We start from the raw sequence: 13,571 nt of genomic DNA, 5'->3' as shown, positions 1-13,571 counted from the left end.
TGTGCCCATCGTGAGGTATGGCACTGACAATCCGTTCTGACCTGGGCTTTTGCTTCGATCGTAGGTTCGGGAGTATTTTTACACTGACCAGTCAGTGCAAAAAGCCAAAGGGTGGGGGCTTGTGGACGGCGTGGACGGCGTGGACGTCAAGGCCGAGGGCCTGGGGCTCAAGGGCCCGCGGGGGTGGGCCTTCCGCGGCATCACGCTCGACGCGGAGCCGGGCTCGCTGATCGCGATCGAGGGACCGTCCGGCTCCGGCCGCACCTCCCTGCTGCTCGCGCTCACGGGGCGCATGAAGCCCACCGAGGGAGCGGCCGGCGTCGGCGGGTTCGCGCTGCCCCGGCACATGGCCCGGCTGCGCCGCATCAGCGCGGTGGCCAACGTGGCCGGCGTGACCGATCTGGAGCCGGCCCTGACCGTCGGCGAGCACCTGCGTGAACGCGCCCTGCTGCAGAGCCGCTTCGGCGACTCCCTGCGCGCCCTGCTGCGCCCCCGCGCCCAGCGCGCGCACGAGGCACGACTGCGCGTCGACGCGGCCCTGGCCGCCGCCGGACTGGACCTCGAATCGCTGCCCAAGGGCTCCCGGACGGCCGTACGCGACCTGGAGCGGCCGCAGGAAGTGCGCCTGTCCATCGCCCTGGCCCTGCTCGGTGGGCCCGGGCTGCTCGGCGTCGACGACGTCGACCTGAAGCTCTCGGACGCCGAGCGCGCCGAACTGTGGGACCTGCTGCGGTCCCTCGCGCGCGCGGGGACGACGGTGGCCGTCGTCTGCCGCACCGCCCCCGGCGACTGCGTCGTCGTGACGACCGGGCCGCAGGGCGCCGCCGCGCGGGCCGGCACGGGCGCGGTGCGGGACGGCGGCACGCGGGGTGCCGAACGGGCCGGCACGGACGAGGACGACGACAAGAGCCACCCGGAGGAGGACGTCGATGCGCTCGCCTAGGCTGGCCGCGCTGGAGCTGAGGCGCTTCGGACGCGGGAAGCTGCCGCGCGCCGCCCTGGTCGCACTGCTCGTGCTGCCGCTGCTCTATGGCGCCCTGTACCTGTGGTCGTTCTGGGATCCGTACGGCCGCCTGGACCGCATCCCGGTGGCGCTGGTGAACGACGACAAGGGCGCCACCGCGGCCGGCAAGAAGATCACCGCCGGTGACGACATCGTCGACGGGCTGCGCGACAGCCGGACCTTCGCATGGCACGAGGTGAGCGACGAGGAGGCCCGCAAGGGCGTCGAGGACGGCACCTACTACCTGTCGCTGACCATGCCGGCCGACTTCAGCCGGCGGATCGCCTCCAGTTCCGGCGACTCCCCGAAGACCGGCGCCCTCCGGGTGCGCACCAACGACGCGAACAACTACATCGTCGGCCAGATCTCCCGCACGGTCTTCAACGAGGTCCGCTCGGCCGCCTCCACCAAGGCCTCCCGCTCCTTCCTCGACAAGATCTTCGTCTCCTTCTCCGACATCCACGACAAGACGGTCACGGCCGCCGAGGGCGCCGACAAGCTCAACACCGGTATCGGGAAGGCGGAGAAGGGCTCGAAGGACCTCGCCGACGGGCTCAGGGACGCCCGGAGCGGCAGCGGCAAGCTGGCCAAGGGCCTGAAGAAGCTGAACTCGGGCGCCGGTGACCTTCAGACCGGCTCCGGGCAGGTCGCCGACGGCACCCAGGCCCTCGCCGACAAGGTCAACGGCGTCTACGGCAGGACCGGCCCGTTCCTGAAGGACAACGAGAAGACCATCGGGGACACCGCCGGGCTGGTGGCCGACTCGGCCAAGACCGTGAAGGACAATCTCGACGACCTGGTGAAGCTCGCCCCCGGTACGGCGAAGATCGCCCATCTGAACTCCGCCGTCCTGGCCGGGATCTACGAGAAACGCTGCGAGAGCGCCACGATCCCCGACCCGATCTGCCCCGACCTCAAGCGGGCCGAGAAGGCCGCCGCCGAGGTGGCCACCGTGGCCGACGACCTCAACACGCTGATCGCCGACCAGGACGGCGACCTGAAGACGATGCGGGACAACCTCGGCGCCCTCCAGAAGCAGGCGCAGGACCTGCGAAAGCGCGCACCGCACCTGTACGAGGACGTCGACGACGCGGTCAAGAAGATCGACAAGCTGAACGCCGGCGCGCAGAAGGTCGCCGCCGGTGCCAAGAAGCTGCACGCCGGGCTCGGCACCGCCCAGACCGGCGCCACCGCGCTGGACAAGGGCATCGGCACGGCCGCGTCGGGCGCCGAGACCCTCGACGGCGGCCTGTACAAGCTGTCCGACGGCTCCGGGAAGCTCGCCGGCGGACTGCACGACGGCGCGAAGAAGATCCCGGACTACGACAGGAAGGACCGCGACCAGCGCACCGACGTGATGGCCGACCCGGTCCAACTGGCCTCCCACGACCTGCACAAGGCGCCGAACTACGGCACCGGCTTCGCCCCGTACTTCATCCCGCTGTCCCTGTGGGTCGGCGCGATGGTCGCCTACATGCTGATCCCGCCGCTCAACCGGCGTGCCCTGGCGGCCGGTTCGCCGGCCTGGCGGATCGCGCTCGCGGGCTGGCTGCCGGTGGCCGCGGTGGGCGTGCTCCAGGTGGGCGCCCTGATGGCCGTACTGCACGGGGCGATCGGTCTGCAGATGTCGCGCGCGACCGGCACGATCGGCTTCCTGTGCCTCGTCACGGCCTGCTTCGCGGCGATCGTGCAGTGGCTGAACGCCCGCTTCGGCGCGGCCGGCCGGATCCTGGTGCTCGCCCTGCTGATGCTCCAGCTGACCTCCGCGGGCGGCACGTACCCCGTGCAGACCAGCCCGGGGTTCTTCAACGCGATCCACCCGTTCCTGCCGATGAGCTACATCGTGGAGGCGCTGCGCCGGCTGATCACGGGCGGCGGGCTCGGCCCGGTCTGGCAGGCGTGTGCCGTACTGGCCGCGTTCACCGCGGGCGCCCTGGCCCTGAGCGCCCTCGCGGCTCGGCGCCGCCAGGTGTGGACGCTGGACCGGCTGCACCCGGAGCTGAGCCTGTGACCCCCGAGCGGCCGCCGCACGCGCGCGTACCTGTGAGAATCAGGGCCATGGAAAGCAGCAGCGCCAGGTCCGGCGGCAGCACGCGCCGTGAGGCCACCCGGCAGAAGCTCTACGAGGCGGCCGTCACGCTCATCGCCGAGCAGGGCTTCTCCGCGACCACGGTGGACGAGATCGCCGAGCGGGCAGGAGTCGCGAAGGGCACGGTCTACTACAACTTCGCGAGCAAGTCGGTCCTCTTCGAGGAGCTGCTGCGGCACGGCGTGGGCCTGCTCACCGCCTCGCTGAAGGAGGCGGCGGAGCAGACCGCGCGCGCGGGCGGCAGCAAGGTGGACGCGCTGGACGCGATGGTCCGCGCGGGTCTCGTCTTCATCGACCGCTACCCGGCCTTCACCCAGCTGTACGTCGCCGAGCTGTGGCGCACCAACCGGGCCTGGCAGTCCACGCTGATGGTGGTCCGGCAGGAGGCCGTCGCCGTGGTCGAGGGCGTGCTGCGCGAGGGCGTGGCGGCCGGTGAGTTCAGCGACGAGATCGATGTGCAGCTGACGGCGGCCGCGCTGGTCGGCATGGTCCTGGTGGCCGCGCTCGACTGGAAGTCGTTCCAGCCGGAGCGCTCCCTGGACGACGTCCACGCCGCCCTGTCCCGGCTGCTGCAGGGACGCGTCAGCGGCAGGGTCTGAGCACCCCTCAGGCATGGGAAAGGCGCCGGTCCGCTGTCGGACCGGCGCCTTTCCGTTCCCCTTGTGTTCCCCGTACTCCCGTATTCCCCGTACGGTTCTCCCCCGATGGTCCCCCGTGGGTGGTCGTTCCCCCGGGTCCCCCGACTCGCTTCCGCCGACGTGTCGGCGGAAGGAGTGGCCAGGTGACGGGCGCCGTTCCGCCGCCCCGTGTCGGCGGTGCCGGGCCGTGTCCCCTGCCGTGTCTCCACTGTCGCGTCCGCACAGGTCGCGGCTCATCCGCGCACGTACTCATCTCACGACCTAGGTACGGATACTCAGGCACCCGCGCGCGTGCCCACGACGACGGCCCGCCATCTGGCTACGATCGCGTCCGTGTCCGTACTCCCCCTGGTCTTCACCAGCGGCTGGGCCAGCGGCATCAACGCCTACGCGGTGGTGCTGCTGCTCGGCCTGTTCGGCGTGACGGGCGTGAGCGCCGACGTCCCGCAGACACTGCAGCGGCCCGAGGTGCTGATCGTCGCCGGTGTGCTGTTCCTGTGCGAGGCGGTCGCCGACAAGATCCCCTATGTCGACTCGGCGTGGGACTCCGTGCACACCGTGATCCGGCCGCTCGCCGGTGCCTGGGTGGGTGCGCTGCTCGCCGGGCACAGCGGTTCGCTGTCGGACGTGGCGGCGGGTCTGGTCGGCGGCTCGACGGCGCTGGCCAGTCATACGGTGAAGGCCGGGACGCGGATGGCCGTCAACACCTCGCCGGAGCCGTTCAGCAACTTCGTGCTGAGCAGCGCCGAGGATCTCGGGGTGGCCGGCGTCGTCTCGTTCGCCATGTTCCATCCGGGGGCGGCGGCGGTCGTCGCGGCCGTGCTGCTGGCCGGCGGTCTGCTGGCGCTGGTGTTCCTCGTCTCGCGCATCCGGCGCTTCCTGCGGCGGCGGGCGCAGCGGCGCGAGGAGCGGCGGATGGCCGACCGCTCCCCCTGACCCGCCCGCGGGCCCGATTGTCGGTGGCGGTCGATAAAGTCGCAGGCATGGCACGGATTGCGGTGATCGGCGCCGGGATGGGCGCGATGGCGGCTGCCGCCCGGCTGGCCGTCGCGGGCCACCGGGTGGTGGTGTACGAACGCACGGACACGTACGGCGGCGGGGTGCGCCGGTTCGAGCGGGACGGGTTCGGATTCGACACCGGTCCCGGTCTGCTGACGCTGCCCGCCGTCTACCGCGACCTGTTCGTCAAGACCGGCAAGGAGCCGCTGGAGGACTGCGTCGAGCTGGTCCAGGTCGACCCGTCCTCGCGGCATGTCTTCGCGGACGGCACCGAGGTGGCGCTGCCGAACGCCTCGCGCGCGGGTGTGGTCGCGGCCCTGGACGAGGCACTGGGCGCGGGCGCGGGCCGGCGCTGGGGCGAGTTCCTGGTGCGGGCCCGGGAGGCCTGGGACCGTACCCGCAGGCCGCTGCTGGAGGAGCCGCTGTGGCCGAACTGGCGGGTGCTGGCCGACAAGGATCCGTATCCGGCTGTCCCGCAGCGCCGCCTGCTGCGCACCCGGCAGGCGCGCACCCTGTCCGAGATCGGCTCCTCGGAGCTGCGCGACGAGCGCCTCGCGGCCGTGCTGGACAGCTGCGCGCTCGCCCACGGCCTCGATCCGCGGACCGCTCCGGCGAGCGCGGCGGTGCTGCCCTACATGGAGCATGCCTTCGGCACCTGGTACGTGCGCGGCGGCATCCGGGAGTTGGCGCGCGCGGTGTACGAGCGGTGCCTGAAGCGACGGGTCGAGTTCGTCTTCGACGCCGAGGTCATGCGGATCCTGGACAAGGACGGCCGGGCCGTGGGCGTGGAGCTGAGAGACGGCACGGTGGTCGAGGCCGACCATGTCGTGGCGGACGTGGACCCGGCGCGGTTGAAGGTGATGACGGACCGCCCCCTGGACAAGGGCGAGGACGTCCGGGCCGATCCGTTCGCGACCCGGCCGGGGCGGTTCACCGTGCTGCTGGCTCTGCGCGGCGGGCGCGAGGCCGGTGCCGCGCACCGCACGGTCGTCCACGCGCCGGACCCGGAGTCCGAGCTGGACTTCCTGGCCTCGGCGGACGGGGATCGGCCGCCGTCACCCACGGTGACCGTGCTGCGCCCCGGCGACCCCGCGCTCAGACCGGACGACGGGCATGAGTCCATGGTGCTGTCCGCGGTGGTGCCGAGCGCCGCCGACTGGGACGAGGAGGGCATCGTCCGGCAGTACACGGACCATCTCCTCGATGCCGCCGAGGCCGCGATACCGGGCCTGCGGGACCGCGTGCTGTGGCAGCAGGTGCGCACCCCCGACGACACCGACGACGAGACGAGCGCGTTCCTCGGCGCGGTGCCGGCCCCCTCGCTGGCCGCCGGTCGGGGCCGTTACCTGCACCCGGCGAACACCACACGGCTCCCGGGGCTGTACCGGGTCGGTGGCTGGTCCCACCCCGGCGGCGGCCTGCCGCACGCGGGCATGTCGGGCGCGCTGGTGGCCGGGCTGATCGTGGAGGGCTCGGGGTTCCGCGGCTCCCAGTGAGCCGGGCCCAGGGCTCAGAAGCGGTACTGCTCGTCGTACCCGGCGCCGGGCTGCTGAGGCTGCTGCGGCTGGCCGTGCCCCTGGTACGGGTAGGGCTGCTCCTGCGGGAGTTCGCCGCCGTAGGTCTCGTCCGTGCGCTGCTGCGGCACCCACACCCCGCCCGCCGGGGTCTCGCCGTAGCCGCCGGTGTACGGCTCCTGGGGATAGCCCTGCTGGCCGTACTGCCCGGAGTAGCCGGTGTCGTACGACGAGGCGCCGCCGTAGGACTGGTTGCCGATGTACGGGTCGGAGTAGTTGGCGTAGGCCTGCTGCTGGCCGGCGGCGTCGTAGCCGTAGCCCTGCTGGCCGTAGCCCGAGTAGTCGTAGGCGTAGGCCTGCTGTCCGGCGTCCTGCTGCTGGGCCGCGGCCGCGTGGGTGGCGGTGTCGCCGTAGACGCCGTAGGAGCCGGTGTCCTCGGGCATGGGCTGCGGCTCGTAGACGGCATTGGTCTCGGCGGCGGCCGGGTCGGCGGCGCGCGCCGGGGTGAAGACGTCGTCGCGGTCGTAGGTCTCGTAGTCGCCGTGCGCCTGGCCGTAGACGGGCTGGTCGGCGCCCCCGCCGTCGGCGGTGCCGTCGTACTCCGGGTCGGCGGCCTCCGGCTCCTGGTCGTACCGCTCCGCCTTGCCGCGGCGGCGCTTGGTGCCGCCGGTCTCGGCCTCGGGGCGCTTGACCGCCCACCCGGCGGCGAAGCCGCGACGGAAGGACAGGGTGACGTAGGTCTGACCGAGGGCGAAGGCGATCGCGCCGACGCCGATCACGATCACGGACGGCATCAGCACACCGACCACGACACCGAGGAAGCCGACGAAGGCGAGCAGCCGCCAGCGCAGGCGCGCCTTGTACTGCAGCAGCACCTCGCCCAGCAACCACAGTGCGACGACACCGAACGCGATGTAGAGGACCGTCCAGCCCATGTACGCCCCTCTCCCAGTGACCGCTACGCAGTGTGTCGTATCTCGGTGCGGCCGGTCTAGGCCTGCGGGGGGTGGTGCAGGCCCAGGTTCTCGTAGATTTCCAGGGTCGCCGTGGAGTTGTTGAGCGTGATGAAGTGCAGTCCGGGCACTCCCTCGGCGAGCAGCCGAGCACAGAACTCCGTGGCGAAGTCGATACCGATGGAGCGTACCGCCGCCGGGTCGTCCTTGGCTGTGACGATCCGCTCTTTCAGAGCGTCGGGGAAGACCGCATTGCTGAGTTTGGGCAACCGTTCCAGCATCTTCACGCTGGTGACGGGCAGGACCTCGGGAATCACCGGGGTGTCGCAGCCCGCGGCCACCACGCGGTCGCGCAGTCGCAGATACGACTCCGGTTGGAAGAACATCTGTGTGATGGCGTAGTCGGCGCCCGCCCGGCACTTGTCCACGAAGTGGGCGACGTCGGTGTCCCAGTCCGCGGAGCGGGGGTGCATCTCCGGGAACGCGGCGACGCCCACACAGAAGTCGCCCGACTCCTTGATGAGCCGGACGAGATCGGCCGCGTAGGTCAGGCCCTTGGGATGGGAGACCCACTCGCCCATGGGGTCGCCGGGCGGGTCGCCGCGCACGGCGAGCATGTTGCGGATCCCGGCGTCCGCGTACTGGCCGATGATGTTGCGCAGCTCGGCGATGGAGTGGTCGACCGCGGTGAGGTGGGCGACCGGGGTGAGCGTGGTGTCGGCGACGATCTGCTGGGTCTCCTTGACCGTGCCGGCGCGGGTGGAGCCGCCGGCGCCGTAGGTCACGGAGACGAAGTCGGGCGCGACCGCCTCGACCCGCCGGAGCGCGCTCCACAGGTTCCGCTCGCCCTTGGGGGTCTTCGGCGCCGAGAACTCGAACGAGTACGTGGACTTGCCGGTGGCGAGGATCTCTCGCACGGTGCGTGCGCGATCAGTCCTGGTGGATGGGGTTCCGAGGGCCATACGGGCAGGTTAGCCAGGGGCGGGCGGTCCCCCAACCGGACGCCGATAATTTGCCCGAATTGTCGACCTGTTGTCCATCCCTTGGACATATTGCCGGATCGGCCGCGCGTCAGGCCTGCCGCAGGCGCTTGGCGAACTCGGCCGCCGCGGCACCCGGGTCGTCGGCCTCGGTGATCGCGCGCACGACGACCACCCGGCGGGCGCCCGCGGCCAGCACCTCGTCGAGGTTCGCGAGGTCGATGCCGCCGATGGCGAACCAGGGGCGGTCGGTGCCCAGGCCGGCCGTGTACCGGACCAGGTCGAGGCCGGGGGCGTGGCGGCCGGGCTTGGTGGGGGTGGGCCAGCAGGGGCCGGTGCAGAAGTAGTCCACGCCGTCCTGCGAGGCGGCCGCGGCCGCCTCGGACTCGGCGTGTGTGGAGCGGCCGATCAGCACCTCGTCGCCGAGCAGGGCGCGGGCCGCGGGGACCGGCAGGTCGCCCTGGCCGAGATGCAGCACGTCGGCGCGGGCGGCGTGGGCGACGTCCGCGCGGTCGTTCACCGCGAGGAGCTTGCCGTGCCGGGCGCAGGCATCGGCGAAGACCTCCAGATGCGCCAGCTCCTGCGCGGCCTCCATGCCCTTGTCGCGCAGCTGCACGATGTCGACACCGCCGGCCAGGACCGCGTCCAGGAACTCCGGGAGGTCACCCTGGCGGGTGCGCGCGTCCGTGCACAGATACAGGCGGGCGTCGGCGAGCGCGGTGCGTGCGGTGTCGGACATACGTGGTCCCCCTGGTCGGTGTCCCCGGCGGCTTGTGCGGGTGGCGTACGGGCTGCGACGGCCCGCACGCCACCTCTCGTGGTGCGGGTCGGCTCAGAAGGCGAGCGCCTGGGCGCGGCGCTTCACCTCCGTGCCGCGATTCTCGCTCAGGGCCTGCGCGGGGGTGCCGGGCAGGGTCGGGTCGGGGGTGAAGAGCCACTCGATCATCTCTTCGACCGTGAAGCCGTCGTCCCGCAGCAGCGTCAGGGTGCCGGTCAGGCCCTTGACGACCTTGTCCCCGTCGATGAAGGCGGCGGGGACGTGCAGTGCCCGGTTCTCACCTCGGCGTACGGCGATGAGCTGGCCCTCCTTGACCAGCTGCCGCACACGCGTCACCTCGACGCCGAACTGTTCGGCGATGTCGGGGAGAGTGAGCCAGGCGGGGACGAGAGCATCAATCTTTGCGTCAATCTCGGTCACGACGACAAGCGTAGGCGCTCCGCCGGAGTGGCCGCGATGGGAAGTACCGGGTGGTGTCGTCGGTCGGGTGCCGCGCCGTCGTGGCTGGTCGCTCCCCCACGTTCTCGGCTTCGCTCGAACCCGGGGGACCCCCATCGCGGCGGAGCCGCCTGCCGGTGCGGCCCCGCGCCCCCGGTAAGCCGCTCTTCAGGGCGTTTCCCCGTCCGCGGTGGCGTTCTTCAAAGGGCGGGCCGGGTCGGCCAGGGCCGCCGCGTCCATGGTTCGGCCCGCCTCGATCAGGCGGCGGCCCTGGGCGAGGTCACGCGGTCGGCCGACGGCCAGGAGGGCCACGAGGCGGTCCTCGCGCAGCCAGCACACCGTCCACGCGGGCCCCGCCGGGTCGCCGCGCCACACCAGGCGGTCGGCCGCCGCGTGATGGCCGGCGTACTGCACGAACCGGCCGAACTGCTCGGACCAGAAGTACGGCACCGGGTCGTAGGCCGCGAGGGTCTCGCCGAGGATGTTCGCGGCGACCGTGCGCGGGCCCTGCAGGGCGTTGTCCCAGTGGTGGACGAGCAAGCGTTCGCCGTAGCGGGCGGACGGGAAGGAGGCGCAGTCGCCGACGGCGTACACGTCCGCGACGCAGGTGCGCAGGTGCGCGTCGGCGAGGACGTCCCCCTGCGGGCCCAGCGCGATGCCGGACCCGGCGAGCCAGGCCGTGGCGGGGCGGGCGCCGATGCCGACGACGACGGCGCCCGCGGCCAGCCGGGTGCCGTCGGCGAGGACCACCGCGCCGGGCTCGACGCGCTCCACGCGCGCGTGCGTGCGCAGCTCGGCGCCGCTGTCGGCGTACCAGAGGGCCATCGGAGCCGCGACCTCGGCGGGCAGGACGCCGGCCAGCGGCCGGTCGGCGGCCTCCACGACGGTCACCGCGCAGCCGGACTCACGGGCGGCAGTGGTGAACTCGGCGCCGATCCAGCCGGCCCCGACGACCACGATGTCGTGCTGCTGGGTCAGCACCGGCCGCAGCCGCTCGGCGTCGTCCAGGGTGCGCAGCAGATGCACACCGGGCACGCCCTCGGTGCCGGGCAGGGCGATCGGTTCGGCGCCGGTGGCGAGGACCAGGACGTCGTAGGGCACCGGGCCCGTCTCGGTGTCCAGCTCGTGCGCGGCCGGGCGCACGCCCCGCACCTGGCAGCCGAGCCGCAGCTCGACGCCGAGCGTCTCGAAGTCCACGTCGAAGGCGGAGCCCTCGGCCTTGCCGAGCAGCACGGCCTTCGACAGCGGCGGGCGGTCGTACGGCTGGTGGGGCTCCGCGCCGAGCACGGTGATCGCGCCCCTGAAGCCCTGTTCCCGCAGGGCGACCGCGGTCTGCACCCCGGCCATGCCCGCGCCGACGACGACCACGCGCCGCCCCTGTGACGTGCCCTCTTGCGCTGTCTGCTCGCTCACCCGATCACCATAGTCAGGTGACGGAGTGTCAGTCAGCGGGCGTGCTCGGTGACCTGTTCCACAACGCTCGTGCCGGAGCCGGTCCGGGACTCCCACTCCCAGGCCTCCACGAGGCGCAGCCGCCCGTCCGGCAGTTCGGCGACCGTGGACGCGCAGTGCCCGCAGGCGGTCGTCCCGTCGGTCCTCAGCTGGACGTACCGGAAGTCCAGCCGGTCGCCCTGCCGGGTGCCGACCAGATGGCCGCGTACGACGTCGCCGCCCGCGTACTCGGCCCAGACCTCGCCGTTCTTCTCGTGGTACGCGAACCGGGTGCTGGTGCCCACCTGACCTGGGGCTTGGTCGGCCACGGGGGCGAAGGTCAGGCCGTCGAGGGATCGGGGCACGGGCAGGGGCTCCCTTACGGGTGAGATGCGGGGCGGGCTAGGGTGGCCACCGTACAAGCACTCGCGGGAGCCCGGACGCACCGGGCTGAGAGGGAGGCTGGCGGCCTCCGACCGTACGAACCTGATCCGGGTCATGCCGGCGAAGGGAGGGGCTGGACGCCCATGTCGTCACGTACGTCCGACGTCCTCGTCATCGGGGGCGGAATCATCGGCCTGGCCACGGCCTGGCGCGCGGCGCAGCGCGGGCTCGCCACGGCCGTGGTCGACCCTGCGCCCGGCGGCGGGGCCGCACAGGTCGCGGCCGGGATGCTGGCCGCGGTCACCGAACTGCACTACGGCGAGGAGACCCTGCTCGCCCTCAACCTGGAATCGGCCCGCCGCTACCCGGACTTCGCGGCCGAGCTGACCGAGCTGACCGGCCACGACCTCGGCTATCGACGCTGCGGCACCCTCCAGGTCGCGCTCGACGCCGACGACCGCGCCCATCTGCGCGAGCTGCACGCGCTGCAGCGGCGCTGCGGCCTGGAGTCGGAGTGGCAGTCCGGGCGGGAGTGCCGGCGTCTGGAGCCGATGCTGGCACCCGGGGTGCGCGGCGGGCTGCGGGTCGACGGCGACCACCAGATCGACCCGCGGCGGCTGGCGGCGGCCCTGGTGGCCGCGTGCGAGCGGGCCGGCGTCGCGTTCCACCGTGTGTGGGCCGAGCGGCTGGACGTCGTCGGCGGCCGGGCCGCCGGGGTCACCACGGCGGACGGCACCGTGCTGGGCGCCGGGCAGGTGGTGCTCGCGGCCGGCAGCCTGAGCGGACGGCTCGCGGGGGTGCCCGAGGCGCTGCTGCCTCCCGTGCGGCCGGTCAAGGGGCAGGTGCTGCGGCTGACCGTGCCGCCCCGGTACGCGCCGTTCCTCAGCCGTACCGTACGGGCCGTGGTGCGCGGCGGCCATGTCTATCTGGTGCCCCGGGAGAACGGCGAACTGGTCGTCGGCGCGACCAGCGAGGAGCTGGGCTGGGACACGACGGTCACCGCCGGCGGGGTGTACGAGCTGCTGCGCGACGCCCATGAGCTGGTGCCGGGCATCACCGAGCTGCCGCTCACCGAGACCCGGGCCGGACTGCGCCCCGCCTCCCCCGACAACGCGCCGCTGCTCGGCCCGTCCGGGCTCGACGGGCTGCTGCTGGCCACCGGGCACCATCGCAACGGGGTGCTGCTGACGCCGGTCACCGGCGATGTGCTGGCGCAGCTGCTGGCCGACGGCGAACTGCCGGAAGAGGCCCGCCCGTTCACGCCGCAGCGCTTTCGCGCCGTACTTCTGGAGCAGCCCGCATGACCGTCTCCGCCACTCTTTCGATCTCCGTCAACGGCGAGCACCGGGAGGTCGCCTCGGGCACCTCGCTCGACACCGTCGTACGGTCCCTGGCCGCCGCGCCCTCCGGGGTGGCCGCGGCCGTCAACGAGACCGTCGTGCCGCGCGCGCAGTGGCCGGGCACGGCGCTGAGCGAGGGCGATCGCGTGGAGATCCTCACCGCGGTCCAGGGGGGTTGAGCCATGGCCGACGATTCTTTCGTCCTCGGGGGTACGGCCTACTCCTCGCGGCTGATCATGGGCACGGGCGGTGCGCCCAGCCTGGAGGTGCTGGAGCGGGCGCTGGTCGCCTCCGGTACGGAGCTGACGACGGTCGCGATGCGGCGGGTGGACCCCTCCGTGCACGGTTCGGTGCTGTCGGTGCTGGACAGGCTGGGCATCCGGGTGCTGCCGAACACGGCGGGCTGCTTCACCGCCGGCGAGGCCGTGCTGACCGCGCGGCTGGCGCGGGAGGCGCTGGGCACGGACCTGATCAAGCTGGAGGTCATCGCCGACGAGCGGACGCTGCTGCCGGATCCGGTGGAGCTGCTGGAGGCGGCGGAGACGCTGGTCGACGACGGGTTCACGGTGCTGCCGTACACGAACGACGACCCCGTGCTCGCGCGGAAGCTGGAGGACGCGGGCTGCGCGGCGGTGATGCCGCTGGGGTCGCCGATCGGGTCCGGGCTCGGGATTCGCAACCCCCACAACTTCCAGCTGATCGTCGAGCACGCGCGCGTGCCGGTGATTCTGGACGCGGGTGCCGGTACGGCCTCTGATGCGGCCCTCGCGATGGAGCTGGGGTGTGCGGGGGTGATGCTCGCCTCGGCGGTGACGCGGGCGCAGGAGCCGGAGCGGATGGCCGCCGCCATGAGGCATGCGGTGGAAGGGGGGCGGTTGGCTCGGCTGGCCGGACGGATTCCGCGCAGGCACTTCGCGGAGGCGTCGTCCCCTACGGAGGGCATGCCCCGGCTGGATCCCGAGCGACCGGCGTTCTAGGGCCTGTCCGATGGGTCCGGCCGGGTGTCGGAGCGGTGCCTTCTCAG

General features: G+C 72.7%; 14 protein-coding genes and 1 riboswitch. Of the genes, 8 read left to right on the top strand and 6 right to left on the bottom strand.

Features of this window, described 5'->3' with window-relative positions; genetic code table 11:
• Positions 1–130 precede the first annotated feature (130 nt).
• The 5 genes from AQI95_RS20235 to AQI95_RS20215 all read left to right on the top strand — a co-directional run bounded on the left by AQI95_RS20235 (position 131) and on the right by AQI95_RS20215 (position 6,225).
• Positions 131–943 carry an ATP-binding cassette domain-containing protein gene (locus AQI95_RS20235; RefSeq protein ID WP_067126273.1) on the top strand — a complete coding sequence of 271 codons (813 nt, stop codon included), beginning with the start codon at positions 131–133 and terminating at the stop codon, positions 941–943.
• The gene (locus tag AQI95_RS20230; RefSeq protein ID WP_067125241.1) at positions 930–3,014 is read left to right on the top strand and encodes a YhgE/Pip domain-containing protein; all 2,085 of its coding nucleotides are present in this window, start codon (positions 930–932) and stop codon (positions 3,012–3,014) included. Before AQI95_RS20235 ends, AQI95_RS20230 begins: the two co-directional genes overlap by 14 nt.
• 47 nt (positions 3,015–3,061) lie before the next feature.
• Complete coding sequence (locus tag AQI95_RS20225) at positions 3,062–3,691, top strand: TetR/AcrR family transcriptional regulator (RefSeq protein ID WP_067125238.1); 630 nt, start codon at positions 3,062–3,064, stop codon at positions 3,689–3,691.
• Positions 3,692–4,063: 372 nt separating this feature from the next.
• On the top strand, positions 4,064–4,666 hold the full coding sequence (locus AQI95_RS20220) for a DUF4126 domain-containing protein (protein ID WP_067126270.1): 603 nt from the start codon (positions 4,064–4,066) through the stop codon (positions 4,664–4,666).
• Between the two features lie 47 nt (positions 4,667–4,713).
• Complete coding sequence (locus tag AQI95_RS20215) at positions 4,714–6,225, top strand: phytoene desaturase family protein (RefSeq protein ID WP_067125235.1); 1,512 nt, start codon at positions 4,714–4,716, stop codon at positions 6,223–6,225.
• Positions 6,226–6,239: 14 nt separating this feature from the next.
• Here AQI95_RS20215 and AQI95_RS20210 read toward each other — a convergent pair whose 3' ends face one another.
• The 6 genes from AQI95_RS20210 to AQI95_RS20185 all read right to left on the bottom strand — a co-directional run bounded on the left by AQI95_RS20210 (position 6,240) and on the right by AQI95_RS20185 (position 11,188).
• Complete coding sequence (locus AQI95_RS20210) at positions 6,240–7,178, bottom strand: SCO2102 family sporulation regulator (protein WP_067125232.1); 939 nt, start codon at positions 7,176–7,178, stop codon at positions 6,240–6,242.
• 56 nt (positions 7,179–7,234) lie between these two features.
• On the bottom strand, positions 7,235–8,158 hold the full coding sequence (gene metF, locus AQI95_RS20205) for a methylenetetrahydrofolate reductase [NAD(P)H] (RefSeq protein WP_067125229.1): 924 nt from the start codon (positions 8,156–8,158) through the stop codon (positions 7,235–7,237).
• A gap of 109 nt (positions 8,159–8,267) precedes the next feature.
• A complete protein-coding gene (gene thiE, locus AQI95_RS20200) occupies positions 8,268–8,915 on the bottom strand; it encodes a thiamine phosphate synthase (protein WP_067125226.1) in 648 nt (215 codons plus the stop codon).
• A gap of 93 nt (positions 8,916–9,008) precedes the next feature.
• A complete protein-coding gene (locus AQI95_RS20195; RefSeq protein ID WP_067125223.1) occupies positions 9,009–9,374 on the bottom strand; it encodes an Rv2175c family DNA-binding protein in 366 nt (121 codons plus the stop codon).
• Positions 9,375–9,560: 186 nt separating this feature from the next.
• Positions 9,561–10,805 carry an NAD(P)/FAD-dependent oxidoreductase gene (locus AQI95_RS20190; RefSeq protein WP_244188798.1) on the bottom strand — a complete coding sequence of 415 codons (1,245 nt, stop codon included), beginning with the start codon at positions 10,803–10,805 and terminating at the stop codon, positions 9,561–9,563.
• Positions 10,806–10,837: 32 nt separating this feature from the next.
• Positions 10,838–11,188, bottom strand: coding sequence for an avidin-fold protein (locus AQI95_RS20185; protein WP_067125218.1), 351 nt, complete (start codon positions 11,186–11,188; stop codon positions 10,838–10,840).
• A 53-nt stretch (positions 11,189–11,241) separates the two neighbouring features.
• Positions 11,242–11,353, top strand: a riboswitch (TPP riboswitch).
• On the opposite strand from AQI95_RS20185, the gene thiO reads away from it, so the two are divergent.
• The 3 genes from thiO to AQI95_RS20170 all read left to right on the top strand — a co-directional run bounded on the left by thiO (position 11,351) and on the right by AQI95_RS20170 (position 13,524).
• A complete protein-coding gene (thiO, locus tag AQI95_RS20180; protein ID WP_067126266.1) occupies positions 11,351–12,511 on the top strand; it encodes a glycine oxidase ThiO in 1,161 nt (386 codons plus the stop codon). (Overlaps the previous riboswitch by 3 nt.)
• Positions 12,508–12,726, top strand: a complete 219-nt coding sequence (thiS, locus tag AQI95_RS20175) for a sulfur carrier protein ThiS (protein WP_067125215.1) — start codon at positions 12,508–12,510, stop codon at positions 12,724–12,726. Before thiO ends, thiS begins: the two co-directional genes overlap by 4 nt.
• A gap of 3 nt (positions 12,727–12,729) precedes the next feature.
• Entirely contained in the window at positions 12,730–13,524 is a 795-nt protein-coding gene (locus AQI95_RS20170; RefSeq protein WP_067125212.1) for a thiazole synthase, read from the top strand.
• Positions 13,525–13,571 lie beyond the last annotated feature (47 nt).

Origin of the sequence: Streptomyces yokosukanensis (genome assembly GCF_001514035.1) — a bacterium.
GTDB lineage: Bacteria > Actinomycetota > Actinomycetes > Streptomycetales > Streptomycetaceae > Streptomyces > Streptomyces yokosukanensis.
The sequence above is the reverse complement of the archived record's forward strand: the minus strand, read 5'-3'. Positions and strand labels throughout refer to the sequence as shown.